Below are 25,091 nucleotides of genomic sequence, written 5' to 3'. Positions count from 1 at the left end.
TCAGTTGCTGTCCGGAGCCGGCATCGGCGGCGGCGGTGCGTCGCCACCACGCGGGCCGTCCGGACGATGCGCCCAGCGCTTGGCCTGCGCCGCATCGAACTCGGCGCGGCTGAGCATGCCGTCCTTGTTGGTGTCGGCGGCGGCGAACCAGGCATCGCGATGCTGCTTGGCGCGCAGCTCGAAGTCGGCGCGGTCGATGTAGCCGTCCTTGTTCACGTCCATCTTGTCGAAGCGCGCGGCGAGCTTGGGATCGGCCTGCGCTTCGGCGCGACTGATGCGGCCGTCCTTGTTGGTGTCCAGCTTGGCCATCATCGCGCCGGGCACGCCGTGGTCGCCCGGGCCACCCGGGCCGCCACGGCCACCATGGCGGCCGTGACGCGGCCACTCGTCGCGGCTGAGCTTGCCGTCGTGGTTCTTGTCCAGCGCGTCGAAATGCTCGGCCAGGCGCGGATCGGCGGCGGCCTCGCTGCGGTCGATGACGCCGTCGCCGTTCTTGTCGAGCGCGGCGATGCCGCCGGCATCGGCGGGCGCGGCGGGATCGGCCGGCGGCGGAGTAACGGCGTAGGCGGCGCCGGACAGCACGGCCAGCACGGCCAGGGCAAGCAGCGGTTTGCGAGACTTCATGGGTCACTCCCTGAGGATGATGGGAACCTGCCGGGACGGCAGGCGTCCGGCGCCGCGGGCGGCCCGTGCATCGGGCCGGCGCCGTGGCGCCTTCCCTGCAGACAACGCCCCGTCGCCGCCACGGTTGACCGGCTGCCGGGCGTATTCATGGTGCGGACAGTCGCGGCCCCTGCGATGGCGAAGCGCTATGCTCGGCGCATGGCCATCCACTCCGACGCCAGCGACGACCTGCGGCTGTTCCAGACCGGCCAGCACGCGTGCGGCTACTGGCCCGAGCGGCAGGCGCGCGACCTGGTGCTGGACCCGCACGATCCGCGCCTGGGCGCGCTGTATCCGCTGGCGTTGAGCTGGGGCTTCCGCCGTTCCGGCGACCTGGTCTACCGCCCGCACTGCGACCACTGCCGCGCCTGCGTGGCGGTGCGCATTCCGATCGAGGACTTCGTGCCCGATCGCAGCCAGCGCCGCTGCCTGGCGCGCAATGCCGATATCGAGGTGCGCATCGTCGCCGCCGAGCGCAGCGAGGAACAACTGGCGCTGTATCAACGTTACCTGCGCCATCGCCATCCCGGCGGCGGCATGGACGATCACGGCGCGCACGAGTTCGACCAGTTCCTGATCGGCCGCTGGTCGCATGGGCGCTTTCTGGAACTGCGGCAACGCCTGCCGGACGGCCGACGTGGGCCGCTGCTGGCGGTGGCGGTCACCGACATCGCCGAACAGGCGCTGTCGGCGGTCTACACCTTCTACGACCCGGACGCCGGCGCACGCGGCCTGGGAACGCTGGCGATCCTGCAGCAGATCGCCTGGGCGCGACGCGAGGGCCTGCGCCACCTGTACCTGGGCTACTGGATCCGCGGCCACCAGAAGATGGACTACAAGCGCCGCTTCCGGCCGCTGCAAGCCTACGACGGCCGCCACTGGCGCGACTTCGACGACTACCTGCGCCAGCTCGGCGGCTAGCCGACGGCCGCTGGCGCAGCGCGGCCCAGCCGGTGCCGCCGCGAGCGCTTGCGCCATCGTGCCGACATGCAGCGCATGCGAAACTGGGCGCATGACATCACGCCTCCTCCTGCTCGCCCTGACCCTGCTGTGCGGCGCCTGCGCGCACACCGCTCCCACCTCCTCCACGATGACCGACGCTGCCGCGCCAGCCGCCACGACGCTGCGGCTGGCCACCTACAACACCTCGCTCAATGCCGACGAACCCGGCGGTTTGATCGCCGCGCTGCAGGGCGACAGCGCGCAGGCGCGCAAGATCGCCGCGGTGCTGCAGCAGGTGCGCCCGGACTTGGTGCTGCTCAACGAGTTCGACTACGACGACGCGCACCGCGCCGCCGATCTGTTCGAACAACGCTACCTGGCGGTGCCGCAGCCGCACGGCGGCGCGGCGCTGCGCTATCCGTATCGTTACCTGGCGCCGGTCAACACCGGCGTGCCCAGCGGCCTGGACCTGGACAACGACGGGCACATCGGCGGCGAAGGCCGCGCGCGCGGCAACGATGCCTGGGGCTACGGCCTGCATCCCGGCCAGTACGGCATGCTGCTGCTGTCCAGGTACCCGGTCGACACCGCCGCGGTGCGCAGCTTCCGCCTGTTCAAGTGGAGCGCGATGCCCGGGGCGCTGCGTCCGGTCGATCCGGCCACCGGCCGCTTCTTCTACAGCGACGCGGTGTGGGCGCAGCTGCGGCTGTCGTCGAAATCGCATTGGGACGTGCCGGTGCGCACCCCGCTGGGCGTGCTGCATGCGCTGGTGGCGCATCCGACCCCGCCGGTGTTCGACGGCGCGGAGAAGCGCAACGCGGCGCGCAACCACGACGAGCTGCGGCTGTGGCGCGAATACCTGGACGATGCCGGCCGCGGCACGGCGCGCTGGCTGTGCGACGACGCCGGCCGCTGCGGCGGACTCGCCGCCGATGCGCAGTTCGTGATGCTCGGCGACCTCAACAACGACGTGATCGACGGCGAAGGCCGCCACGATGCGATCCGTGCACTGGTGACGCATCCGCGCGTGCTGCAATACCCCACCCCGCACAGCGCCGGCGGCGAAGAGACCACGCGCGCCTACGCGGCCAACGGCGTCGCGCACCGCGGCCCGCCGCAGCAGGTCACCGGCGATTTCGGGCCCAAGGCCGGCACCATGCGCCTGGACTACGTGCTGCCGTCGCGCAGCTTCCGCTACCTGGACAGCGGCGTGTTCTGGCCGGCGTCCAGCGATCCCGCTGCCGCCATCGCCGACGGCAGTGACCACCATCTGGTCTGGGTCGACGTCGCCGCGGGACCGTAAACGCAGGCGAGAGAACACCGCGCAGGTCGCGACGCGGCCCGCGCAGCACAGCAGCGGCGGCCCCATGGGCCGCCGCGTTGTTTCTGGCAGACCATGGCCCGCGTACCCCCGGGGACCGCCTGCCGCGCCAAGCACCGCCATCGGCCTTGATCCAGATCAAGGGCAAACCCGCGCCGACGCGGTCCAATGCCTCCCGCACCCGGTCGGGATGCGCAAGCGGAAGGCGAGCATGCGAACGCAACAGTTGCAACAGGCGCTGGAGGGCCTCAACGGCGCCACCGCCGACATCGAGGCCTCGGCGCTGATCTCCCTGGACGGGCTGATGATCGCCTCGGCGATGCCGCAGGGCATGGACGAGGACCGGGTCGGCGCGATGTCGGCGGCGCTGCTCGCGCTGGGCGAACGCAGCGCGCGCGAGCTGGCGCGCGGCACGCTGGAGCGGGTGCTGATCCAGGGCGAACTCGGCTACGTGATCATGAGCGCGGCCGGCCGCGAGGCGGTGCTCACCGTGCTGGCCAAGCCCAGCGCCAGGCTGGGCCTGGTGTTCCTGGACATCAAGCGCGTCGCGCAGGCGCTGCAGCAGATCCTGTAGGGCGCCGCCATGCCGCTGCCGCCGATGGATCCGCCGCACGAGCCGCACCGCAGCGCCGAGCTGCGCTATCACGATGGCAGCCGCCGCACCGTGTACTGGAGCGAGCGCGAGGTCGCCTACCCCGATGGACGCCTGATCGTCTCGCGCACCGACCTGGACGGCGTCATCACCCACGCCAACGACGCCTTCGTCGAACTCAGCGGCTGGCCGCGCGAGACGCTGATCGGCGCGCCGCACTGCATCCTGCGCCACCCGGAGATGCCGCGGCGCGCATTCCGCGAACTGTGGGACACCGTGCTGGCCGGCGAGAAGTGGCACGGCTACGTCAAGAACCTGCGCCGCGACGGCGCCTGCTATTGGGTCTATGCCACCGCGTTGCCGAACGTGCGCGACGGCCGCGTGGTCGGCTTCACCTCGGTGCGGCGCAAGCCCTCGCGGCGGCGCATCGAGGCGCTGCAGTCGTTGTACGCGCAATGGCTGCAGGACGAACAGGCGGAGACGCCGGCATGAGCTGCACGTTCCTGGTCGCGCCGGACTTCGCGCCCGAATACTTCGGCGGCTGGTACCTGCTCAGCACGGTGCTGCAGCGCCGCGCCGGCATCGGCCTGCGCCTGCTGATGCCGGCTGATGCCGCCGAACAGCGGCAATTGCTGGACGACAGCGTCGTCGACCTGGTGTACGCCAGCCCGTTCGACGCCAGCGCCTTGATCCGCGACCGCGGCTACCTGCCGCTGGTGCGGCCGCGCGGCCGCGCCGATGAGGTGGTGATCGCGACCGCGGCCGAGGCGCCGGCGCGTTGCGTGGAAGACCTGTCCTACGGCTGCCGCATCGCGCTGACCGCCAACCACGACGTGCGCCTGATCGGCCTGCGCCTGCTGGAACCGGCCGACCTGGAGCCGGAACGCATCGCCTGGCGCCCGGCCAGCAGCTACGCCGCGGTGGCGCGATTGCTGCTGGAGGGCGAAGCCGACGCCGGCCTGTTCCTGGCCACCGCCTACCACGGCCTGTCGCGGCTGACTCGCGCGCGGCTGCGCCCGCTGGTGGAAAGCGCGCTGTGCGACATCGGCCACGTGCTGCTGGCGCATCCGCGCCTGGGCCCGCAACTGCCAGTGCTGCGCGACACCCTGCTCGCGCTCGGCGATGCCGCGCACCGCGACGACCAGGCGGTGCTGGACGCGCTGGGCCTGGAGCAGGGCTTCGAGGCGATGGCCACGGAGGACGCCGAATTCATGATCGACCTGATCGACACCCTGCTGGACTGAGGCGCCCATGGCCACGACTCCCGCTCGCGATCCCGCACGCCTGGTGATGCGCACCCATGCCCGCGCATTGCTGCGCGACCCGCGCGACGCCGCCGCGCACCTGGCGCGGCTGCACGCGGCGCTGCAGTTGCACGACAACGAACCGACCCAGGGCGTGCTCGCCGACCTGTTCGTGGCGCTGCCACGCCACGACATCGCCTTGCGCCAGTTGGCGCTGCAGATGGCCGCGACGCATCTGCCGCCGCACGTGGCCGAGGCCTTCCAGCGCCACAGCCAGGGCCACGCGCTGCTGCCGATCAACGCCTTGGCCACGCGCTGGAGCGTGCTGGCGCGGCCGTCGGCCGACGTGCCGGCGCGGGTGCGCCGGGCCAGCCCGGATCATTCGCGGCGGATGGTGCGCGAAGTGGTGGACGCGCTGTGCGATGGCGCGCCGATCGCCGCGGCGCGCTGCGAGCGCGAGTTCCTGGACTACTGCATCAGTTGCCAGGACAAGCTCGCCTTCATGCTTGCCACCCGCGAACTGCGCCGCCACGCGCTGGCCCTGGGCGACCGCTGGGACCGCACCGCACGCTGGCTGCAGCAACGCGAGCCGCTGGGCGGCCGCAGCGTCGACGCCCTGTCCTTTTCCAGCGCGAGTGCGCCGCAATGACGACCCACGAACCGACCAGCTCCGAACCGACCTGGCTGATGCCGACCCCGCACGGCGTGCTGCACGGCTTTGCCAGCGCCACCCCCGACCGCATGCAGCGCGCGCTGCAATTGCTGCTCGGTGCGCACGGTGCGTTGTCGCTGCAGGAATGGCGACAGCGCGTGGGCGGCGACGCGCAGCGGCTGCTGCAGGAGGCGCGCGAACAGCAATGGGTGCAGTTGCTGCGGCGCGCGGTACCGGGGCCGGAAATCCGCCTGGACGATTTCGCCCAGCACGTGATCGCCCCGCTGTCCGCCGAACGCCGCGCGGTGCTGGCCTCCGACAGCGGCTTCTGCCTGGGCCATGCCGGCCTGGACCAGGAACAGGCCGAGACGCTGAGCGTGGCCGCCGCCGACTTTTCCGGCTTCGCCCAGCGCCAGAGCGCGCGCGGCTGGCATGGCGCGCACCGCTACGTGGCGTTCTACAGCGAGCCGCAGTTGCTGTTGCCGGACTGGTCGTTCGTACCGTTCTGGGTCGACGGCGCCGGCTATTGGCTGGTGCTGGGCGGCGAGGCCCTGCTCAACAATCTGGCGATGGTGGAACTGGTGTGGAGCATCCGGCTGGCGGCGGCACGGTTTGCGCCGCCGGCTTGAGAGCCGGAAATGGGGAATCGGGAGTGGGGAATGGGAAAGCGGGTTCCCTTTGGCCCCGCTTTCCGAGCGCTCGCCGTTTTATGCGTCTAGATCGATGGTGAGGGCGGCCGCGGCGTCGCGAGCGGTTTGCCGCGCTTCGTCGATGCTTGCGCCGCGGGCCAGGGTCACGCCGACGCGGCGGTGGCCGTGCACGCTGGGCTTGCCGAACAGGCGCAGGGCGGTGTCCGGGGCCTGCAGGGCGGCATCGACGTTACCGAAGCGCGGCACGCCTTCGCCGTGCGCCAGCAGCGCGCACGAGGCCGACGGGCCGTTCTGGCGGATCGCCGGAATCGGCAGGCCGAGGATCGCGCGTGCATGCAGGGCGAACTCGCTCAGTTCCTGCGACACCAGGGTGACCAGGCCGGTGTCGTGCGGCCGCGGCGACACTTCGCTGAACCAGACCTCGTCGCCCTTGACGAACAGCTCCACGCCGAACAGGCCCCAGCCGCCGAGATCGTCGGTGACCGCGCGGGCGATGTCCTGCGCGCGCTGCAGCGCCAGCGCCGACATCGGCTGCGGCTGCCAGCTCTCACGGTAGTCGCCATCCTTCTGCCAGTGCCCGATCGGATTGCAGAACGCGGTGCCGCCGGCGTGGCGCACGGTCAGCAGGGTGATTTCGTACTCGAAGTCGATGAAGCCTTCGACGATGCAGCGGCCGGCGCCGGCGCGGCCACCGGTCTGCGCGTACTCCCAGGCCGCATCGATGTCGGCGGCGCTGCGCAGGGTGCTCTGGCCCTTGCCGGAGGACGACATCACCGGCTTGACCACGCACGGCAGGCCGACCGCGGCGATCGCCTCGCGGTACTGCTCGGGCGTGTCCACGAAGCGGTACGGCGAGGTCGGCAGGCCCAGGGTCTCGGCGGCCAGGCGGCGGATGCCTTCACGGTCCATGGTCAGCCGCGCCGCACGCGCGGTCGGAATCACCCGCTGGCCCAGGTCGCGCTCCAGCGCCACCAGCGTTTCGGTATGGATCGCCTCGATCTCCGGCACGATCAGGTGCGGCTGTTCGCGCGCGATCAGCTCGCGCAGCGCCATCGCATCGAGCATGTCGACCACGTGGCTGCGGTGCGCGACCTGCATCGCCGGCGCATCGGCATAACGGTCCACCGCGATCACCTCCACGCCGAAGCGCTGCAGTTCGATCGCCACTTCCTTGCCGAGTTCGCCGGAGCCGAGCAGCAGCACGCGGGTGGCGGAAGCGGACAGCGGGGTTCCCAGAGTGACCATGACGGCGGCGCCTGCGCGAAGAGGGGGACCGTATTCTAACGGGCCGGCGCCCCGTGCCGGCGCGGGGCCGGCTACGCCATCGCCGGCGCGCAGCGAGGTGCTATCTTCTGCGGCGTCACTGGGGATGTCGCCATGCACGCACGCAGCGCCGGAAACCGCCTCGGCACGCCCTGCCGCACCACCGGGGAGCGCCCATGCACTCGTTGATGCCGGCCGAGGCCTACATCGACGAGGCCTGGTTCGCGCGCGAACGCGAGCTCCTGATGAAGCCGCTGTGGCAGTTCGTGGCCCCGCGCATGCTGCTGGACAAGCCCAATGCCTTCGTCCGCCGCTCGGTGTGCGGGGTGGACGTGGTGGTGCAGAACATCGACGGCGAACTGCGCGCCTTCGACAACCTGTGCCTGCACCGGCAGAACCCGCTGCAACAGCAACCGCAGGGCGTGCGCCCGCTGGTCTGCAGCTACCACGGCTGGCGCTACGGCGCCGACGGCAGCGTGGACAACATCCCCTTCCAGGACGATGCCTACCGCCTGTCACCGGAGGCACGCGCCTGCCTGCGGCTGCGCCGCTTCGCGGTGGCCTGCATCGGCAAGCTGGTGTTCGTGAACCTGTCGCCCGCGCCGATGCCGCTGGAAACGCAGTTCTCGCTGGAGGCGCTGGAGATGCTGCGCGCCGCCTCAGAGCAGTTCGACGACGAAGTGCTGGTGGCGACCTTCCAGGCCAACTTCAACTGGAAGCTGGCCTACGAGAACCTGCGCGATGCGCTGCACCCGCGCTTCGTGCACGCGCGCACGCTGGCGCAGCAGGTGAAGTTCCAGGTGCAGATGGACGATGCCGGCGTCGCCGAGGCGCGCCGCTACTACGCCGAGGGCAGCGCCTCGCGCGAGGCGCATCTGGCGCGCCTGCGCGAATTCAGCAGCGGCGGCCTCAACGAACCGCTGCTGGCGATGGCGCACTACCCCTGGCATGCGCACGTCGAGCGTTTCGGCAACGACGACTGGTATCTGAACTGGCTGCTGTACCCGAACCTGCACATCGCCTCGGGCTCGGGCGGCTATTCCTTCATCATCGAGCACCATCAACCGGTGTCGGCGCAGCGCACCGACCTGCTGGTCTACTACGTCACCGCACGCAAGAAGCAGCGCTACCCGGGTTCCGACGCGGTGCTGCTGGGGCACCTGCACGGCGCCGAGAAGGTGCTGCGCGAGGACATCGAGATCATGGAACAGGTGCAGTCTGGACTGCGCGCCGGCGCCCCACGCGCGGTGCTGGGCGACTACGAGCACGCCAACATGCAGATCGAACGCTGGTACATGGACGTCATGGAAGGCCGCCATGTCCTCTGAGAAATACGTGGTCGGCAGCGGTGCGCTGCTGCGCTGGGCGCTGGCGGCCTGGGCCGAGGCGGCGCCGGACTGCGTGCTGCATCCGCTGGACGTGGCACAAGGCAAGGACTACCGCTTCGACCTCGATGCCCTGCACGCACTGGCCGACACCGGCGCCACCGCCTTCGTCGCCTGGGGCCCGCAGTTCCTGAACTTCCGCCGCCAGGAACTGATGGGCGAACTGAAGGCACGCGGCTTCAAGATGCCGCCGCTGATTTGCCGCGGCGCGCAGGTGGCGGCGAGCGCGCGCGTCGGCGAGAACTGCGCGATCGGCGCTGGCGCCATCGTCGATGCGCACTGCGACATCGGTTTCAATGCCTGGATCGGCGCGGCGGCGGTGCTGGAATCGGCGGTCAAGGTCGGCGCCTCGGCGTGGATCGAGGCCGGCGCGACGCTCGGCGCCGAAGCGCAGATCGGCGCCCAGGCCACACTCGGCCGACAGGTGGACATCGGCCCCGGCGTGCGCATCGGCAAACGCTGCCAGATCGACATCCCCGGCCGCTATCGCAGCGACATCGCCACCGGCACCCATCACCTCAGCGGTTTCTGCTCGCCGGTGTTGATCCTCGGCGGGTGAAGGCCGCCTTGCGGAGGCCGGGAATCGGGAATCGGGATTGGGGAATCGTAAAAGCGCTGGGTCTGCTGCCCCCGGCGTGACAGCACGCGGCCGATGGATGCACACCGCCGACGCCCGCCAAGTCGACAACCGGGCTGCCCGCCTCTGCATACCGCGCGACTTCAGCACCTTCCCGATCCTCGAAAGCGGATGCCGCACGCAGGCGGGTAGCCGGCTCCCCTAGACCCGCCCGCCCCCATGAACCCGCTCCCACGATTCCCCATTCCCGATTCCCAATTCCCGGCCTCGTTGCAATCTGATATCAATTTGATATCGTTTCGTCCAACCACCCAAGGACGTCCACCATGAAAGAGCAGCCCCGTTCCTCCCTGCCCGGCATTCCGATGATCGTGGGCCTGGTCCTGGTGTTCGTGGCCGGCGCCGGCGCGATCATTGCCACCGGCGTGCTGCAGCCGTCGGCGATGCCGTGGACCCTGCTGGTCGCGATCCCGGTGCTGACCGTCGCGCTGTTCCTGGTGGTCGGTCTGTACGCGCTGGAACCGAACCAGGCCGCGGTGCTGAGCCTGTTCGGCCGCTACGTCGGCACGGTCAAGGACCCGGGCCTGCGCTGGAACAACCCCTTCTTCAGCAAGCGCAAGGTCAGCCAGCGCGTGCGCAACTTCGAGAGCGGCCGGCTCAAGGTCAACGAACTGGACGGCAGCCCGATCGAGATCGCCGCGGTGATCGTGTGGCAGGTGATGGATGCCTCCGAAGCGGTCTACAACGTCGACGACTACGAGAGCTTCGTGCACATCCAGTCCGAGGCGGCGCTGCGCGCGATGGCCACCAGCTATCCCTACGACCAGCACGAGGACGGGCAGATCTCGCTGCGCAGCCATCCCAACGAGATCAGCGAGCAGCTCAAGCGCCACCTCGACGAACGCCTGACCCAGGCCGGCGTGGACGTGATCGAGGCGCGTATCAGCCACCTCGCCTACGCCCCGGAAATCGCCCAGGCGATGCTGCAGCGGCAGCAGGCCAACGCGGTGATCGCCGCGCGCACCCGCATCGTCGCCGGCGCGGTGGGCATGGTGGAGATGGCCCTGGCCGAACTGCAGAAGAACGGCGTGGTCGAGCTGGACGAGGAGCGCAAGGCGCACATGGTCAGCAACCTGCTGACCGTGCTGTGCTCGGACCGCGGCACCCAGCCGATCGTCAACGCCGGCTCGCTGTACTGAGGTGTCGATGTCCATGCACGCCGCCATCGCGCCGCTGGCGCTCGCCCTCTCCGGCCTGCCGGCCTTGGTCATCGCCGCCTGGGTCGGCGGCAAGGGCGACGACCGCGCGCGCGGGCTGGGCCTGCGCTGGGCGCTGATCGGCCTGGCGATCCTGCTCGGCGCGGCGGCGCTGTACTGGACCGGCGGTCAGCGCACCGGCGTCTACACGGTGGCGATCGCACTGCTGCTGACGGTGAACGCGCTGATCGTGTCGATGCTGCTGCACCTGCGGCGCAGCGACGCCGCGCGGCGGGAGCGGTCATGAGCGAGAAGAAGGCCTATCCGCTGCGCATCAACGCCGACGTGCTGGCGGCGGCGCAGCGCTGGGCCGACGACGAACTGCGCAGCCTCAACGCGCAGATCGAATACGTGTTGCGCGACGCGCTGCGCAAGGCAGGGCGGCTGCCCAAGCCGCGTGACGACAAGGAGCCGGAAGCATGAGCAAGCGCTGGGAATACCTCACCGTCGAGGCCAAGACCAATCTGATGCTGGGGCTGAAACTGGACGAACTGCAGGCCGACCTGAACAAGTATGGGAAGCTCGGCTGGGAACTGGTCAACGTCGTCGCCCTGCCGGGCACCAAACCGCTGCTGATGTTCAAGCGGGAGGTCTGACATGCGCCGGCATCGGGTCCTCGCACCTGTACTGGCGGCGCTGCTGGCGCCGCTCACGGTGCTGGCTGCGGCGCCACAACAAACCGCCAGCGCGCTACTGGATCGCCTGCAGGCCGGCGACCTCGCCGCGGTCGAAGCTGAGTTCACCCCGGCGATGGCCAAGGCGGTGCCGCCCGCCAAACTGGCCGAGGCGTGGCACACGTTGTCCGCGCAACTGGGCGCGCTGCAACAGCGCGGCCCGGCCAGCGAACGCCAGCAGCACGGGCTGCGGGTGATCGAACAGCGCCTGCAGTTCGAGCGCGGCGCACTGCTGGCGCATGTGTCGATCGACGCGGACGGCAAGATCGCCGGCCTTCTGTTTACCCCCGCACCGCCGCCGGCGCCTCCGCCTCCCGCCGCCAACGCCGGCTTCCGCGAACAGGCGTTTTCGGTCGGTCCGCTGCCAGGCACGCTCGCCCTGCCGGTGGGCAAGGGTCCGTTCCCGGCGGTGGTCTTGGTGCACGGCTCGGGCCCGCAGGACCGCGACGAGACCATCGGCCCGAACCGTCCGTTCCTCGACGTCGCACGCGGGCTCGCCGCGCAGGGCATCGCGGTGTTGCGCTACGACAAGCGGACCTTCGCCTTGCCGGAGAGCTTTGCCGGACGCATCAACCAGGGGTTCACCATGGACGACGAGACCACCGACGACGCCGTCGCCGCGGTGGCGGCGCTGGCGCGCACGCCCGGCATCGACCCTGCACGCATCGTGGTGATGGGCCACAGCCAGGGCGGCATGCTCGCCGCCCGCATCGCACGCCGCTCCGGCAAGACCGCCGGCATCGTGCTGTGGGCGGCGCCGGCGCGGCCACTGCTGGACCTGCTGGTCGAACAGAACCGCTACCTGCTGAGCCAGGAACATCCGCCGTCGCCGCAGCGGCAGGCGGCGCTGGCCGAGATCGAGCGCCGCGTGGCCAAGGTCCGCGGCGGTGGCGAGGTCGCGCGAAGCGATTCGCCGCTGGACGTGCCCGCCACCTACTGGCGTGCGTTCGACAAGGTCGATCCGGTCGCCGACGTCCGCGCGCTCGGGCAGCCGGTGCTGTGGCTGCAGGGCGAGCGCGATTTCCAGGTCACCGCGCCGGACTGGCAGCGGTGGCAACAGGCGCTGGGCGACGATCCACACGCCACCCTGCATCGCTACGCCTCACTGAACCATCTGGGCATCGCCGGCACCGGCGCGCCCGGACCAGCCGAGTACGCGACGCCCGGCCACGTCGACCCGGCCTTGATCGCCGATGTCGTGGCCTGGGTGCGTGCCCTGCCCGCCAGCCATGGAGCCGCACCATGAGCCGGCTGCGCTCTGCGTCGCCCTCCCCGGCGCGGCAGTATCCGGTGGCGCCGGCGCATCGACTGGGCCCGGCCTTGTGGCTGTGGCTGCCGCTGCTGCTCGTCGCCGCCGTGATCGGTGCCTTCGCGTTGCACGCCGCACGGCCCGGCGCGCTCTGGTGGCATTTCGGACTGCTGGCGTTGATCGGCGTGGCCGGCACCGCCACCTTCGCGCGGCAGCGCGTGCTGCTGCACGACGGCTTGCTGGACGTGCGCGCGACCTTCCTGACCAAGCGCGTGCCGCTGGCCGCCCTACGCCTGGACAACGCGCGCGTGATCGCGCTGTCCGAGCACACCGGCTTCAAGCCGGCACTGAAGCTGCTCGGCTTCGGCTATCCCGGCTTCCACGCCGGCCACTACCGGACCCGCGACGGACACAAGGCGTTCTGCCTGATCACCAGCGACCGCGTCCTGGCCGTTCCGCTGCACGAGGGCGGCTGGCTGCTGCTCAGCGTCGAACACCCCAGGCAGGTGCTGCAGGAATGGCAGACGCTCGCGGGGCAGGTACGCGGCGGCGAAGACACGCGCGGCACGGCGCGCCGCATGGCCTGAGCCCGGCGGGCCTCTCGGCGTCGGCCTCTGCTGCGACCGGCCGCTGCTGCGACCGGCCGCGCAGGGCACGACATGCTGCGCGGTGCGGCACGGTCTCGCGGTGCGACGCGCCCGATCCGTGGAGCACACCGCGTCGAGCGTTCTGGCGTCTGCGAAGCGATATGCTGGAACACCGGCCACGCGCGTGTTCGACGCCAGCCGCGCGCGTCGCGACGACGACGTCGCCCGCCACATGACGCCTCGAGGATCGGCCCGATGGACGACGCAGCGCCCCGCGAGATTCCCACCACCGCGCCGGCGCTGCCGCCGACATTGTCGGCGCGGCTGCACGGGCTGCACTGGCACCGCAATCTGGTCGGCGAAGCCGGCGCCCAGGTCTACCGGCTCGGCGGTGCCGGCACCCCGGATCTGTACCTCAAGCGCGGCACCGGCACCTCGCACGACGATGTGGTGGACGAGTTCGCACGGCTGCACTGGTTGCGCGGAACACGCGGCGTGCCGCGCGTACTGCATTTCGAGGCCGACGCTGCCGGCGCCTGGCTGCTCAGCGAAGCGCTGCCGGGCAAGACCGCCTACCAATGGCTGCAGGAGGCGCCGGCGCAGGCCGAGCGCATCGTGCAGGCGCTGGCCGAGTTCCTGCGCCACTTCCACGCCACGCCGATCGACACCTGCCCGTTCGACGCCAGCCACCCACGGCGCCTGGCCGCGGCGCAACGCCGGCTGCAGGCAGGCCTGGTCGACACGGAGGACTTCGACGCCGCGCGCGCCGGCTGGTCGGCGGAGGCCGTGTGGCAGGCGATGACCGCGCTGCTGCCCTTGGCCAGCGAACGCGTGCTGAGCCACGGCGACTACTCGTTGGACAACATCCTGCTCGACGCGCCGGATCGCGTCGTCGGCGTGATCGACCTCGGCCGCGCCGGGGTCGCCGATCCGTACCAGGACCTGGCGATCCTGGCCAACTGCCTGGACGAATTCGGCCTGGAACTCGCCGACCACTTCTTCGCCGCGTACGGCGTCGCCACGCCAGACCTCACGCGGCTGCAGTTCCATCAGTTGCTCGACGAGTTCTTCTGAGCCGCGCCTGCCCCGTCGTGCGCGGCGCGGCGGGATCGCCAGGCGACTGGCCGCCCGCGGTGCTTGGCTCTACCCTGTGCCGATGCGCACCGTTCCCCACCTGCTGCTCAACACCGAGACCATCGAACTGCTGCCGGCCGCATTGCTGCGCGCCCGCAGCAACGCCGACGCGCGCCAGCTCGCGCAGGCGACCTGGCTGCTGCGGCGCAAGCACGACGGGCGCTACCTGGCGAGCGCTAACGCACACGGGCTGCACGCACTGGTACCGCGACTGATGCACGAACCCGGCATCGACGCGGCGCTGGATCGGCTCGACGCCCTGCCCGCACGCGGCACGACGACCGCGGACGAGGCCTGGTTGCCGCTGCACGCGCTGCAGGCCCAACTGGATCAGTTGGGCCTGGCCGCCGACGCCTACGCGCAGCGCAGCGGCCTACCGCTGCAACCGGAACCGGCCACCCTGCACGCGGCCGGCGCCGACCGCTACCGCCGCCCGCTGTGGCTGAGCGCGGGCGCCGCACGCGCCTGGCACGCGCTGCGCCGCGTCGCCGCACGCGATGGTGTGGTGCTGGAGGCGATCTCCGGCTATCGCAGCCACGCGTATCAACACGGCATCTTCGCCCGCAAGTTCGCCCGCGGGCAGACCCTGGAACAGATCCTCGCGGTCAATGCCGCGCCGGGCTTCAGCGAGCACCACAGCGGGCACGCGCTGGACATCGGCACGCCCGGCGAGCCGCCGGCCGAGGAAAGCTTCGAGCGCACGCCCGCCTTCGCCTGGCTACTCCAGCATGCCGCTGCCTTCGGCTACCGGATGAGCTATCCGCGCGACAACCCGCATGGCATCGTCTACGAACCCTGGCACTGGTGCTGGCAGGAGGCCGCTCGCACATGATCCGCTCCCACACGCGCCGGCCGCGCGCCGGCACCGCCACGTGGCAGGCGCTGACCCTGCTGGCCCTGGCACTGCCCACCTGCGCCGCCGCGCAATGGCACGACCGGCAGGGCCAAGCTCTGCCTGACAGCGCCGAGCGCGGCCACGACAAGGCCTTCGCCGCCGCGCTGCAGATCGCCGACGACGCCGACTTCGCCACGTTCGCGCAGGAGTGGGGGCAGACCGACGCCGCGCATGCGCCCAACCTGCATACCATCGCGCGCGTGCGACGCGGGCAACTGGTGCGGGTGGCGTTGCTGTACTCCGGCTGCGCGCCCAGCCCCAACAACGGCGGCGCCTGCGATGCGCAGATGAGCCTGCGCATGCTCGGCCCCGATGGCAGCACGACGCTGCAGGATCCGATGCGGCCGCTGGGCATGGGCGGCCCACCGGCCGCCGCCGGCCTGCTGGAACTGGCGCCGCTGTCGGTGCAGTTGCGCTTCGAGGACAGCGACCCGCTCGGCACCTACACCGTGCAGGTCACGGTCAACGACCCCAGCCAGGACGCGTGGGTGCGGTTGCAGACGCAGGTGGAACTGGTCGGCGACCGCTGAGCGCGGCGCCCCACCCCAAAACCCCGCGTCGCCCAGCGCGGACACGACCGCCAGCGCGCGTGCCGCGCCGACAGCATCGCGCCGCACTGCCTCAGCTTCGCAACCGCAAGGTTTCAAGTACGTCGTTGCGCACTTACCCGCTGCGCCTGGCTTGCCTCGCCCAGTGCCGACGTCAATCCGACTCAGCGCCGCAGCGCATCCACCGCCCACAGCAGCCAGCCCAGCATCAGCGTGGTGCCGCCGATCGGCGCCAGCCGGGTCGGCCATTGCGCCAGCGCGTTGCCGGCCAGGCTGCCGGAAAACAGCAGGGTGCCGAGCAGCAACAGGCACAGCGCCAGGCGCCCGAGCAGGCGCTCGCTGCGGCGGCCCAGCGCCGCCAGCGCCACGCCGTGGCCGAAGGCGTACAGCGCGGCGGTCTGCAGGTGCGATTGCGCCAGGGGCTCGGCCACGCCGTGCGAGGCATAGGCGGACAGGCCGATGGACACGGCCGCGAGCAGCGCGCCGGCGCTGCACAGCCAGAACGGCCCGCGCGCACGGCGATCGAATGTCAGCATGAGGGTTCCTCCGGGAGCGCGGCAGCGTTTTGCCGGCCCCATAAACAGAACGCGCCGCAAGATGCGGCGCGTTCCGGTTCACTCGTCCACCAGGGCAGGACTTACTTGATCGCCCAGTAGATGTCGTAGGTGCCTTCCGGCGTGAACGCCTTGTCCACCCCGCCCTTCCAGGCTTCGTACGGACGGTCGGTCACGTCGTAGCCGCTGGTCGCGGCCCAGGCACGCAGCGCATTGCGCGCCGCATCCAGGCCGGCCATGTGGCCGGTGTAGCTGGCGAAGGCGGAGCGGTGCGCTTCGGTACGCACGTAGGTCACCGGGGCGCCCTGCGGGATGGTCACCTTCAGCGGATCGCCGGAGGCGGCAACCGGGGTGGCATCGACCGGCGCGGCGGCCGCGTCGTCCTTCTTGGCGTCCGTCTTCTCATCCTTCTTGGCGTCGTCCTTCGGCGCGCCACCGGCACGCTTGCGCACCGGCTGGGCGACGTCGAACGCGTACTTGTCGGCGCCGAAGTCGGTGGTGACGATGCGCACCGGACCGGCCGCTTCCAGGCCGTTGGCCTCCATCACCCGCTTGATCCACTCCTGGTTGTCCTTGATGGACTTCTTGATGGAGTCGTTGTCGCGGTCGATGTTGCCGGCGTTGACCACCAGCAGATCCTCGGCCGGCACGTCGACGACCTTCAGGTCCTTCAGCGGGGTGTCGTCGGAGCGGTAGTCCACGTTCGGCACGGTGGCCAGCACGTTGCTCAGGCGCGACAGGCCCAGCTTGATGTCGTCGCCGACGTGGCGGCTGACATACAGACCGGCGTAGCGACCCAGCAGGTCCCAACCGTACTTGACGGTGTAGTCCTGGGTGATCTTCACGTTGCGGCCGTTCTTGCCGGTCGGCTCCAGCTTGAAGCTGGTGGTCTTGTCCTTGCCCTTGGTCTCGTCCTCGATGGCGATGACCACGTCCTTGTTCTTCTCGGTCGAGGTGATGGTCCAGCTACCCTTGCCGATGTAGCCCTCCTTGGAGCTGTAGTCCAGGCGCGCGCCGACGCCGGAGTCCGGGCCGGAGAGCTTCAGCTCGATGCGCGGGTCGCGCAGCACCAGGGGGTTCCAGTCCTTGAACCGACGCAGGCTGTTGACCGTGTCATAGACGATGGTCATGCGCCGATTGGTCTCGACGCTTTCGGACATGTGACGCTCCGAGGGCAGCACCACGCCGACGATGACGAACAGGCCAGCCACGATCCCCAGGGCGATCAGGAACTCGATAATACGGGTCATTCAGGAGGTCTCCGGGGCCGATCCCACGGCCGGGTTGATGAAGCGAAGCGCCCATCCTAGCAGGCTTCGCTGTCCGTGGTCAGCACATCACGGAATGCCGCTTCGCCCCGTGCCGCAACGGGCTTGCGCGGTGCCGGCGACGGCCGCAGGAACGGCACCGAGGGCGACCAGACCATTGTCCTGGCAGCGGCACCGGACAGGCCTGCGCGCCCGGTCTACGACCGCATCGAAGCGAGCAACGGCGGCACCATCGCTCGGGTGGACGTGCCGGAAGCGTGCGCGCCCCAGGCCAGACCACTTGCCTGCATGGGACAAGCTCGCCCCTCCTGTGGCGGCATCTAGTGCATGGCACCCGGCTGCACCGGACCGGCCCGACGTGCGCGTTAGCGGCCTCCGCGGGCCGTCATCCTGTCTCGTTCAGACGACCCGCTGCGCCGGACCGGGCATCCTGTTCCTCAGACCAGCTGCAGCTCGAACGCCTTCAGCACCGCCCGGGTGCGGTCGCGCACGCCCAGCTTGGACAGGATGTTGGAGACGTGGTTCTTGATCGTGCCCTCGGCCACGCCCAGCGAATTGGCGATCTCCTTGTTGGAGAAGCCGCTGGCCATCAGGCGCAGGATCTCGGTCTCGCGATCGGTCAGCGGGTCGGGCCGGTCCAGGCTGACGAAATCGTTGCGCATGTGCTCCAGGCCCGACAGCAGGCGCTGGGTCACCGCCGGCTGCACCAGCGAGCCGCCGGCCGCGACGGTGCGGATCGCGCCGACCAGTTGCTCCAGCGACACGTCCTTGAGCAGATAACCCTTGGCCCCGGCCTTGAGCCCGGCCAGGACCAACTGGTCGTCGTCGAAGGTGGTCAGGATGATGGTCGGCGGCAGCGCGGCGGCGCGCGACAGCACCTGCAGCGCCTCCAGCCCCGACATCGACGGCATGCGCATATCCATCAGCACCACGTCGGGCAGCACCTGCGGAATGAGTTCGACCGCCTGCCGGCCGTCGCTGGCCTCGGCCACCACCTCGATGCCGCCGTCCAGCGCCAGCAGCGAGCGGATGCCCTGCCGCACCAGGGTTTGATCGTCGACCAGACACACACGGATCATCACAGCACTCCTTGGGAAACGGCGGGCGGCAGCAGGGTGGCGGCGCCGGGAACGGCGGCCCGCAGGCGGAAGCCCGCACCGGGCGCGGCCGCCACGTCCAGGCTGCCGCCGTACTGGCTCAGGCGCTCGCGCATGCCGCGCAGGCCGTTACCGGGGGCCAGGGTCTCGCAACCGCGGCCGTCGTCGCGCGCCTGGATCACCACCTGCGGGCCGTCGCGGCGCACCTCGATCCACAGATTGTCGGCCTGGGCGTGGCGCACCGCGTTGGTGATGATTTCCTGGGTGCAGCGCAGCAACACGTGCGCGCGCTCGGGATCTTCCACGGTCAGCGGCTCCTCCACCTGCAGGTGGATCTGCAGCGACGGCACCCGCTCGGCCAGCGGCCGCAGCGCCGCCGCCAGGTCGATCGCACCGCTGTCGCGCAACTGGCTCACCGCCTCGCGCACGTCGGTCAGCAGCAGCTTGGCCAGGGTATGCGCCTGCTGCACATGCTCCTGCGCTCGGCCCTCGGTGATGTGGCCGGCCACTTCCAGGTTCAGGCTCAGCGCGGTCAGGTGGTGGCCGAGCAGGTCGTGCAGTTCGCGCGAGATGCGGGTGCGCTCGTTGACCCGGGCGCTCTCGGCCAGCAGCGCGCGGGTGGCGCGCAGCTCGGCGTTGAGCTGGCGCTGCTCCTCCCGCGCCTGGGTCTGCTGGCGCGCGACCAGGCTGGTGACGAAGATGAACATGGAAAAGCCGCCGTACAGCAGCGACTGCATCAGCGCCTCGAACGGCGGGAAGCCGATGGTCAGGTACACCGGCAGCACCGCCAGCTGGCTCAGCAGCAACCAGGCCACGCCGGCGCGCACCGGCAGCAGCCAGGGGATCACCCCCGCCGCCACCATCATCAGAATGCTGCCCAGCCCCGAGCGGTGCAGATAGCCGACCGCCAGCGCGCAGATGGTCAGCAGCACCAGCATGCCGCGGTCGTACCAGCGCACGCCGTCGCCGCTGTGCAGGCGCCGGGTCAGCAGGAAATAGACCACGCCGAAGCCCAGGTAGCTGGTCAGCAGCAGCCACACCTCGCCGCTGGGCATCCGTCCCGATTCCTCGACCGGCTCCCAGTACAGGTACAGCAACGGCATGCAGATGACGGCCCAGGTGAACAGGCCGGCATAGCGCAGGACGCGGGTATGGCTGAGATATCCCAACATGCAGCCATCTTAGGATGAACGGCGCGCATTGCACTCCCACGGAAGTCATGCCGGCGCGGCTCGCCGCCCCGGGTCGCGCGTGCGATAATCCGCCCCTGCGGTCCGCACGGGGCCGCGCGCGCATCAGCAATGGAGTCTCAATGTCGATCGTCATCCGCGACGTGCGCGAGCACGAGCTCGATTCGGTCCTGGCCCTGAACAACAACGCCGGACTGGCGATCCTGCCGCTGGATTCGGCCAAGCTGCACCGCTTCTACGAAACCGCAGAGTACTTCCGCGTCGCCGAGCGCGACGGCAACCTGGCCGGCTTCCTGGTCGGCTTCGGCAGCGACAGCGACCACGACAGCAGCAATTTCGCCTGGTTCCGCGAGCGCTATCCGCAGTTTTTCTATATCGACCGCATCGTGGTGGCCAGCCGCCGCCGCGGCGGCGGCGTCGGCCGGGCGTTCTATGCCGACGTGCAGAGCTACGCCGAGTTGCGCTACCCGCAACTGGCGTGCGAGGTTTTTCTGGATCACGGCGCCGATGCGGCGCTGCTGTTCCATGGCAGCTTCGGCTTCCGCGAAGTGGGCCAGAACACGATGAACGAAGTGGAGGTGCGTGCGAGCATGCTGTTGAAGGACCTGTGCAGTTACGCCTGGGTGCGCGAAACCTACGGCGATACCCTGCCCGAGCTGCCCTGGGCCGGCCACGCCCATCGTCTGCAGCGGGCGCAGCGCCCGACCGGGACCTGAGCGTGTCGTCGGTGAATCTGGACTTCGAGCAGGCCGGCGAACTGAAGATCGGCCAGGTCGGCATCGCCAACCTGCGCGTGCGCACGCTGGACGTGGCGCGGCTGAGCCAGGAGATGCGCGAGCGCGTGCAGCGCGCGCCCAAGCTGTTCGGCCGGGCCGCGGTGATCATCGATTTCGGCGGCCTGGCGCAGACCCCGGACGTGGCCACCGCGCAGGCGCTGCTGGACGGGCTGCGCGACGCCGGCGTGCTGCCGGTGGCGCTGGCCTACGGCACCCGCGAGATCGAGGAGCTGTCGGTGGCGCTGGGCCTGCCGCTGCTGGCCAAGTTCCGCGCGCAGTACGAACGTTTCGATGGCGGCGCCCCCAGCGCCGCAGCGGCACCGGTCTCGCCGCCGCCCCCGCCTCCGCCGCCGCCCGCTCCGGCGGCGCGGCCGCAACCCGGGCGCATGCAGAAGAACGCGGTGCGCTCCGGGCAGCAGCTGTACGCGGAGAACTGCGACCTGACCGTGATGGCCACCGTCGGCGCCGGCGCCGAGGTGATCTCCGACGGCAGCATCCACATCTACGGCACGCTGCGCGGCCGTGCGCTGGCCGGCGCCCAGGGCAACACCGAGGCGCGGATCTTCTGCCGCGATTTCCACGCCGAACTGGTCGCCATTGCCGGCCACTACAAGGTGCTGGACGATATTCCCAAGGAACTGCGTGGCAAGGCCGTCCAGGTCTGGCTGGAGCAGGACCAGATCATGATCGCCGCGCAAGACTGACGCGGCCCAACTACGAACGTATCAGGAGATAGTCCTTTGGCTGAAATTATCGTTGTCACCTCCGGCAAGGGCGGCGTCGGCAAGACCACCACCAGCGCGAGCCTGGCCTGCGGGCTGGCGCGACGCGGCAAGAAGGTCGCCGTGATCGACTTCGACGTGGGCCTGCGCAACCTCGACCTGATCATGGGCTGCGAACGCCGCGTGGTGTACGACTTCGTCAACGTGGTGCACAACGAAGCCACGCTGAAGCAGGCGCTGATCAAGGACAAGCGCTTCGACAACCTGTTCGTGCTGGCCGCCTCGCAGACCCGCGACAAGGACGCGCTGACCCAGGAAGGCGTGGAGAAGGTGCTCAAGGACCTGGCCGCCGACGGCTTCGACTACATCGTCTGCGATTCGCCGGCCGGCATCGAGAAGGGCGCGTTCCTGGCGATGTACTTCGCCGACCGCGCAGTGGTGGTGGTCAACCCGGAAGTGTCCTCGGTGCGCGACTCCGACCGCATCCTCGGCCTGCTCGACTCCAAGACCCACAAGGCCGAGAGCGGCAAGAGCCTGCCCGCGTTCCTGCTGCTGACCCGCTACAGCCCGGCGCGCGTGGAAACCGGCGAGATGCTCAGCATCGGCGACGTGGAGGAAGTGCTCGGCCTGAAGGCGATCGGCGTGATCCCCGAATCCGGCGACGTGCTCAACGCCTCCAACAAGGGCGAGCCGGTGATCCTGGACGCCGAATCCCCGGCCGGCCAGGCCTACGAGGACGCCGTGGCGCGCATTCTCGGCGAGGAACGTCCGATGCGTTTCATCTCCGTGGAGAAGAAGGGCTTCTTCACCAAGTTGTTCGGAGGGTGAGCATGGGACTATTCGATTTCCTCAAGACCAAGAAGAACACCGCCGAGACCGCGAAGAACCGCCTGCAGATCATCATCGCGCAGGAACGCAGCCACCGCGGCGGCCCGGACTACCTGCCGTTGCTGCAGCGCGAGCTGCTGGAAGTGATCAAGAAGTACGTCAACATCGACGCCGATGCGGTCAAGGTGGACCTGGTCAAGGACGGCGAGCACGACGTGCTCGACATCTCCGTCGCCCTGCCGGAAGGGCCGACGCCCTGAGGCCGCGCGTCGGCCGTGGCAACCGCCGCGGCTGACGCGTCGATCCGGGCCGGCGCTGCGACGCACGCGCCTGCCGTGATCGGGCGCGCCCGCCGCGCCTTTCCATCCCGACGACCTCTACATGATGCAGACCGACGCCGCCCTTCCCGCTGCCGCCGCCCAGGTGCTGACCGTGGGCGCGATCGGCCTGGACGCGCCGCGTGCGCTGCTGGCCGGCTACGGGCTGACCCTGCACCGCGTCGCCGACGGCGCCGCCATTCCCGGCAGCTACTGGGGCGAGCCGGAGGCCGGGGTGATCGCCAGCGACGTCTACGTGCGCGACGACACGCCGGTGCATTCGCTGCTGCACGAAGCCTGCCACCTGATCGTGCTGCCGCCGCAGCGGCGCGCACAGGTGCATACCGACGCCACCGACTCGGTGGAAGAGGAAGACGCCACCTGCTACCTGCAGATCGTGCTGGCCGACGCCCTGCCCGGGGTGGGCCGCGCGCGGCTGATGGCGGACATGGATGCCTGGGGCTACACCTACCGGCTCGGCTCCACCCGCGCCTGGTTCGAGCAGGACGCCGACGACGCGCGCGCCTGGCTGGCGCAACGCGGGCTGCTGCCGGACTAGCCGGTCACGCCGACGCGGGCGACGGCGGCGACGCGCCGGGCCGCTTCAACGCGCTGCTCAGGTCCAGGGTGGCGCGGGTGCCGCTGCCGGCCAGCGAATCCAGGTGCAGTGCCCAGCCCAGGTGCTCGCACAGCCGCGCGATCAGGTCCAGGCCGATGCCGCTGCCCTCGCGGCTGCCGCCGCCGCGCGCCATGCGCATGTAGATCGCGCTGATCTCTTCCGGGCTCATGCCGTGGCCGGGATCGTCGATGCAGACCACGCCCGGCGCCGGCATGGTGATTTCGATGCGGCCCTTGTCGCTGTTCTCGATGGCGTTGCGCAGCAGGTTGCCGATGGCGACCTGCAGGATCGCCAGCGGGGTCTCCACCTCGCACGCCGGCATCGGCGCCAGCGCCAGTTCCAGGCGCTTGTCCGCACACAGGTGGCGGTGGTCCTCGACGATCTCCGGCAGCAACTGGTCCAGCCGCACCAGGTCGCTGCCGCGCGCCATCCGCGCCGGATCCTTGGCCAGCACCAGCAGCAGCGAGATGAGCTGGCCGACGCCGCTGGCGGTGCGGCGGATGCGCAGCAACTGGTTGCGCACGCTGGGCGGCACGTCGTGCTGCTCCAGTGCCAGCTCGGCGGCGCCGCCGATCACTGCCACCGGCGTGCGCAGTTCGTGGCTGGTGCTGTCGATGAAGGCGCGCTCGCGCTCCACGAACAGGTCGTTGCGCGCCAGGTAGTCGTTCAGCGCCTCGGCGATCACCACCTGTTCGGCGCTGGCGCGCGGATGCACCTCGATGCGCTGCCCGGGCCGGTCCGGGCGCAGGCTGCCGATGCGCTGGGCCATGTCGATCAGCGGCTGCACCACCCGGCCCATGCCCCACGCCACCAGCGCGCCGAGCAGCAGCACCGCCACCGCATTGGACACCAGCATCCACAGCGCCAGGTTGTCCTCGTGGTCGTGCAGTTCGGTGATGTCCAGCGCCAGCGCCAGGCGGCGGCCGCGCACGTCCTGCACCAGCACCACCTTCTCGCTGCCTTCCAGTTGCACTTCGTCGTGCAGGCCCGGCCCCAGCGCCGCCACCGCCGGCGGCAGCGGCGCGCCGCCCTCGTCGCCGTACAGGCTCACCGTGCGGGTGTCGATCCAGCGATAGTCCGGGTCGGCCGCGCTGCGCGCCAGGAAGTGGTCCAGCTCGGAGGTCAGCAGCGAACGCCAGGTGAGCTGCTCGGCCTGGTCGTTGACGATGTAGCCATGCACGAACACCGCCAGCGACAGCAGCGCCGCGTAGCCCACCAGCCACAGGGTCAGCCGCTGCCGCAGGCCGGCCCTAGTCGGCATGCTCGCCCTCGTGGGGGCCGACCACCGCCAGGCGGTAGCCGATGCGCGGCAGGGTGTGGATCAGCTTGGCCGCGAACGGGCCATCGACGCTGCGGCGCAGGTCGTAGATGTGCGAACGCAGCATGTCCCCGTCCGGCGGCTCGTCGCCCCACAGCGCCTGCTCCAGGCGATCCCGGGTGACCGCGGCCGGGCTGGCCTGCATCAGCACCTCCAGCAGCTTGCGGCAGGCCGGGTACAGGTGCAGGGTGCGCCCGCCACGGGTCACTTCCAGCGTGGACAGGTCCAGTTGCAGGTCGCCCACGCGCAGCAGCTTGCTGCGGCCGCGGCCGCTGGCGCGCACCAGCAGCGCTTCCAGCCGCACTTCCAGTTCCGGCAGCGCGAACGGCTTGGTCAGGTAGTCGTCGGCGCCGGCGCGGAAACCGGCGATCTTGTCCGGCAGCTCGTCGCGCGCGGTCAACATGATCACCGGCACGTCGGCGTGGTGTTCCTCGCGCAGCGCGCGCAGCACCTGCTGCCCGTCCAGACGCGGCAGCATCCAGTCCAGGATCAGCGCGTCGTAGCGCTGCGTGGTGGCCAGGTGCAGCCCGGTGACGCCGTCCGGTGCCGCATCCAGGGTGTGGCCGCGCACCTCGAAGTAGTCGAACAGGTTGGCGACCAGGTTCCGGTTGTCTTCTATGACCAGCAGCCGCATGGGCGCGCTCGAATTCGGGGGACGGACCTGCCCATGCTAGCGGAAGCGTGTCGGAACGAAGTCAGAACGGCCGCGCGCCCTTGATCGAATCTCGACAAAACCTGGAAGGAATCCCAACACGACATCCTCAGGCTGG

The 25,091-nt window shown here is 70.4% G+C and carries 31 protein-coding genes; 23 read left to right on the top strand and 8 right to left on the bottom strand.

What is annotated here, in order from left to right:
* A complete protein-coding gene (locus AC1PLR_RS05610) occupies positions 1-624 on the bottom strand; it encodes an EF-hand domain-containing protein (RefSeq protein ID WP_481100109.1) in 624 nt (207 codons plus the stop codon).
* Positions 625-756: 132 nt separating this feature from the next.
* On the opposite strand from AC1PLR_RS05610, the gene AC1PLR_RS05605 reads away from it, so the two are divergent.
* From AC1PLR_RS05605 to AC1PLR_RS05575, 7 genes are all read left to right on the top strand, one after another.
* The gene (locus AC1PLR_RS05605) at positions 757-1,584 is read left to right on the top strand and encodes an arginyltransferase (protein WP_481103533.1); all 828 of its coding nucleotides are present in this window, start codon (positions 757-759) and stop codon (positions 1,582-1,584) included.
* Positions 1,585-1,675: 91 nt separating this feature from the next.
* The gene (locus AC1PLR_RS05600) at positions 1,676-2,908 is read left to right on the top strand and encodes an endonuclease/exonuclease/phosphatase family protein (RefSeq protein WP_481102932.1); all 1,233 of its coding nucleotides are present in this window, start codon (positions 1,676-1,678) and stop codon (positions 2,906-2,908) included.
* A gap of 229 nt (positions 2,909-3,137) precedes the next feature.
* Entirely contained in the window at positions 3,138-3,500 is a 363-nt protein-coding gene (locus AC1PLR_RS05595) for a roadblock/LC7 domain-containing protein (protein ID WP_481102931.1), read from the top strand.
* A gap of 9 nt (positions 3,501-3,509) precedes the next feature.
* Positions 3,510-4,010 (top strand): PAS domain-containing protein, encoded by a 501-nt coding sequence (locus AC1PLR_RS05590; RefSeq protein WP_481102930.1) that lies wholly within the window; start codon positions 3,510-3,512, stop codon positions 4,008-4,010.
* Entirely contained in the window at positions 4,007-4,762 is a 756-nt protein-coding gene (locus AC1PLR_RS05585) for a PhnD/SsuA/transferrin family substrate-binding protein (RefSeq protein ID WP_481102929.1), read from the top strand. The genes AC1PLR_RS05590 and AC1PLR_RS05585 overlap by 4 nt, the downstream gene beginning before the upstream one ends.
* A 7-nt stretch (positions 4,763-4,769) precedes the next feature.
* Entirely contained in the window at positions 4,770-5,411 is a 642-nt protein-coding gene (locus AC1PLR_RS05580) for a hypothetical protein (protein ID WP_481102928.1), read from the top strand.
* Complete coding sequence (locus AC1PLR_RS05575) at positions 5,408-6,043, top strand: hypothetical protein (protein ID WP_481102927.1); 636 nt, start codon at positions 5,408-5,410, stop codon at positions 6,041-6,043. Before AC1PLR_RS05580 ends, AC1PLR_RS05575 begins: the two co-directional genes overlap by 4 nt.
* 78 nt (positions 6,044-6,121) lie before the next feature.
* Here AC1PLR_RS05575 and purT read toward each other — a convergent pair whose 3' ends face one another.
* Complete coding sequence (purT, locus tag AC1PLR_RS05570) at positions 6,122-7,309, bottom strand: formate-dependent phosphoribosylglycinamide formyltransferase (RefSeq protein WP_481102926.1); 1,188 nt, start codon at positions 7,307-7,309, stop codon at positions 6,122-6,124.
* Positions 7,310-7,503: 194 nt separating this feature from the next.
* On the opposite strand from purT, the gene AC1PLR_RS05565 reads away from it, so the two are divergent.
* The 11 genes from AC1PLR_RS05565 to AC1PLR_RS05515 all read left to right on the top strand — a co-directional run bounded on the left by AC1PLR_RS05565 (position 7,504) and on the right by AC1PLR_RS05515 (position 15,614).
* Positions 7,504-8,655 (top strand): aromatic ring-hydroxylating oxygenase subunit alpha, encoded by a 1,152-nt coding sequence (locus tag AC1PLR_RS05565; RefSeq protein ID WP_481102925.1) that lies wholly within the window; start codon positions 7,504-7,506, stop codon positions 8,653-8,655.
* Positions 8,645-9,271, top strand: coding sequence for a DapH/DapD/GlmU-related protein (locus AC1PLR_RS05560; protein WP_481102924.1), 627 nt, complete (start codon positions 8,645-8,647; stop codon positions 9,269-9,271). Before AC1PLR_RS05565 ends, AC1PLR_RS05560 begins: the two co-directional genes overlap by 11 nt.
* 344 nt (positions 9,272-9,615) lie before the next feature.
* Complete coding sequence (locus tag AC1PLR_RS05555) at positions 9,616-10,488, top strand: SPFH domain-containing protein (protein ID WP_026143690.1); 873 nt, start codon at positions 9,616-9,618, stop codon at positions 10,486-10,488.
* Between the two features lie 13 nt (positions 10,489-10,501).
* Positions 10,502-10,792 (top strand): hypothetical protein, encoded by a 291-nt coding sequence (locus AC1PLR_RS05550; RefSeq protein ID WP_420010168.1) that lies wholly within the window; start codon positions 10,502-10,504, stop codon positions 10,790-10,792.
* Positions 10,789-10,968, top strand: coding sequence for a type II toxin-antitoxin system antitoxin (locus tag AC1PLR_RS05545; protein ID WP_010341193.1), 180 nt, complete (start codon positions 10,789-10,791; stop codon positions 10,966-10,968). Before AC1PLR_RS05550 ends, AC1PLR_RS05545 begins: the two co-directional genes overlap by 4 nt.
* Positions 10,965-11,141: a DUF4177 domain-containing protein gene (locus AC1PLR_RS05540; RefSeq protein ID WP_481102923.1), complete on the top strand. Its 177-nt coding sequence runs from the start codon at positions 10,965-10,967 to the stop codon at positions 11,139-11,141. The genes AC1PLR_RS05545 and AC1PLR_RS05540 overlap by 4 nt, the downstream gene beginning before the upstream one ends.
* Before the next feature lies 1 nt (position 11,142).
* Positions 11,143-12,465 (top strand): alpha/beta hydrolase, encoded by a 1,323-nt coding sequence (locus tag AC1PLR_RS05535; RefSeq protein WP_481102922.1) that lies wholly within the window; start codon positions 11,143-11,145, stop codon positions 12,463-12,465.
* Positions 12,462-13,055, top strand: a complete 594-nt coding sequence (locus AC1PLR_RS05530) for a hypothetical protein (RefSeq protein WP_481102921.1) — start codon at positions 12,462-12,464, stop codon at positions 13,053-13,055. The genes AC1PLR_RS05535 and AC1PLR_RS05530 overlap by 4 nt, the downstream gene beginning before the upstream one ends.
* 255 nt (positions 13,056-13,310) lie before the next feature.
* The gene (locus tag AC1PLR_RS05525; RefSeq protein WP_481102920.1) at positions 13,311-14,129 is read left to right on the top strand and encodes an APH(3') family aminoglycoside O-phosphotransferase; all 819 of its coding nucleotides are present in this window, start codon (positions 13,311-13,313) and stop codon (positions 14,127-14,129) included.
* Between the two features lie 82 nt (positions 14,130-14,211).
* Positions 14,212-15,021 (top strand): M15 family metallopeptidase, encoded by an 810-nt coding sequence (locus tag AC1PLR_RS05520; protein ID WP_481102919.1) that lies wholly within the window; start codon positions 14,212-14,214, stop codon positions 15,019-15,021.
* Positions 15,018-15,614 (top strand): hypothetical protein, encoded by a 597-nt coding sequence (locus AC1PLR_RS05515; RefSeq protein ID WP_481102918.1) that lies wholly within the window; start codon positions 15,018-15,020, stop codon positions 15,612-15,614. Before AC1PLR_RS05520 ends, AC1PLR_RS05515 begins: the two co-directional genes overlap by 4 nt.
* A 182-nt stretch (positions 15,615-15,796) precedes the next feature.
* Here AC1PLR_RS05515 and AC1PLR_RS05510 read toward each other — a convergent pair whose 3' ends face one another.
* The 4 genes from AC1PLR_RS05510 to AC1PLR_RS05495 form a co-directional block, all read right to left on the bottom strand.
* The gene (locus AC1PLR_RS05510; RefSeq protein ID WP_481102917.1) at positions 15,797-16,168 is read right to left on the bottom strand and encodes a DUF423 domain-containing protein; all 372 of its coding nucleotides are present in this window, start codon (positions 16,166-16,168) and stop codon (positions 15,797-15,799) included.
* A gap of 101 nt (positions 16,169-16,269) precedes the next feature.
* Positions 16,270-17,436, bottom strand: coding sequence for a polyketide cyclase (locus AC1PLR_RS05505; protein ID WP_481102916.1), 1,167 nt, complete (start codon positions 17,434-17,436; stop codon positions 16,270-16,272).
* Between the two features lie 455 nt (positions 17,437-17,891).
* Positions 17,892-18,533, bottom strand: a complete 642-nt coding sequence (locus AC1PLR_RS05500) for a response regulator (protein ID WP_010341202.1) — start codon at positions 18,531-18,533, stop codon at positions 17,892-17,894.
* Positions 18,533-19,723: a sensor histidine kinase gene (locus tag AC1PLR_RS05495; RefSeq protein WP_041500026.1), complete on the bottom strand. Its 1,191-nt coding sequence runs from the start codon at positions 19,721-19,723 to the stop codon at positions 18,533-18,535. The genes AC1PLR_RS05500 and AC1PLR_RS05495 overlap by 1 nt, the downstream gene beginning before the upstream one ends.
* Before the next feature lie 140 nt (positions 19,724-19,863).
* Between AC1PLR_RS05495 and AC1PLR_RS05490 the strand changes: the two genes are divergently transcribed.
* The 5 genes from AC1PLR_RS05490 (at position 19,864) to AC1PLR_RS05470 (ending at position 22,943) form a co-directional block, all read left to right on the top strand.
* A complete protein-coding gene (locus tag AC1PLR_RS05490; RefSeq protein ID WP_019801958.1) occupies positions 19,864-20,457 on the top strand; it encodes a GNAT family N-acetyltransferase in 594 nt (197 codons plus the stop codon).
* Positions 20,458-20,459: 2 nt separating this feature from the next.
* Positions 20,460-21,221, top strand: coding sequence for a septum site-determining protein MinC (gene minC / locus AC1PLR_RS05485; RefSeq protein WP_481102915.1), 762 nt, complete (start codon positions 20,460-20,462; stop codon positions 21,219-21,221).
* A gap of 36 nt (positions 21,222-21,257) precedes the next feature.
* A complete protein-coding gene (gene minD / locus AC1PLR_RS05480; RefSeq protein WP_010340244.1) occupies positions 21,258-22,067 on the top strand; it encodes a septum site-determining protein MinD in 810 nt (269 codons plus the stop codon).
* 2 nt (positions 22,068-22,069) lie between these two features.
* Positions 22,070-22,327 carry a cell division topological specificity factor MinE gene (minE, locus tag AC1PLR_RS05475; protein ID WP_010340245.1) on the top strand — a complete coding sequence of 86 codons (258 nt, stop codon included), beginning with the start codon at positions 22,070-22,072 and terminating at the stop codon, positions 22,325-22,327.
* A 124-nt stretch (positions 22,328-22,451) separates the two neighbouring features.
* A complete protein-coding gene (locus AC1PLR_RS05470; protein ID WP_209029459.1) occupies positions 22,452-22,943 on the top strand; it encodes a hypothetical protein in 492 nt (163 codons plus the stop codon).
* A gap of 4 nt (positions 22,944-22,947) precedes the next feature.
* Here AC1PLR_RS05470 and AC1PLR_RS05465 read toward each other — a convergent pair whose 3' ends face one another.
* Both AC1PLR_RS05465 and AC1PLR_RS05460 read right to left on the bottom strand, forming a co-directional pair.
* Positions 22,948-24,264 (bottom strand): sensor histidine kinase, encoded by a 1,317-nt coding sequence (locus AC1PLR_RS05465; protein ID WP_209229866.1) that lies wholly within the window; start codon positions 24,262-24,264, stop codon positions 22,948-22,950.
* Positions 24,254-24,955 (bottom strand): response regulator transcription factor, encoded by a 702-nt coding sequence (locus tag AC1PLR_RS05460; RefSeq protein ID WP_010340248.1) that lies wholly within the window; start codon positions 24,953-24,955, stop codon positions 24,254-24,256. Before AC1PLR_RS05460 ends, AC1PLR_RS05465 begins: the two co-directional genes overlap by 11 nt.
* Positions 24,956-25,091 lie beyond the last annotated feature (136 nt).

It is taken from the genome of Xanthomonas sp. NCPPB 3570 (assembly GCF_056725115.1).
The sequence above is the reverse complement of the archived record's forward strand: the minus strand, read 5'-3'. Positions and strand labels throughout refer to the sequence as shown.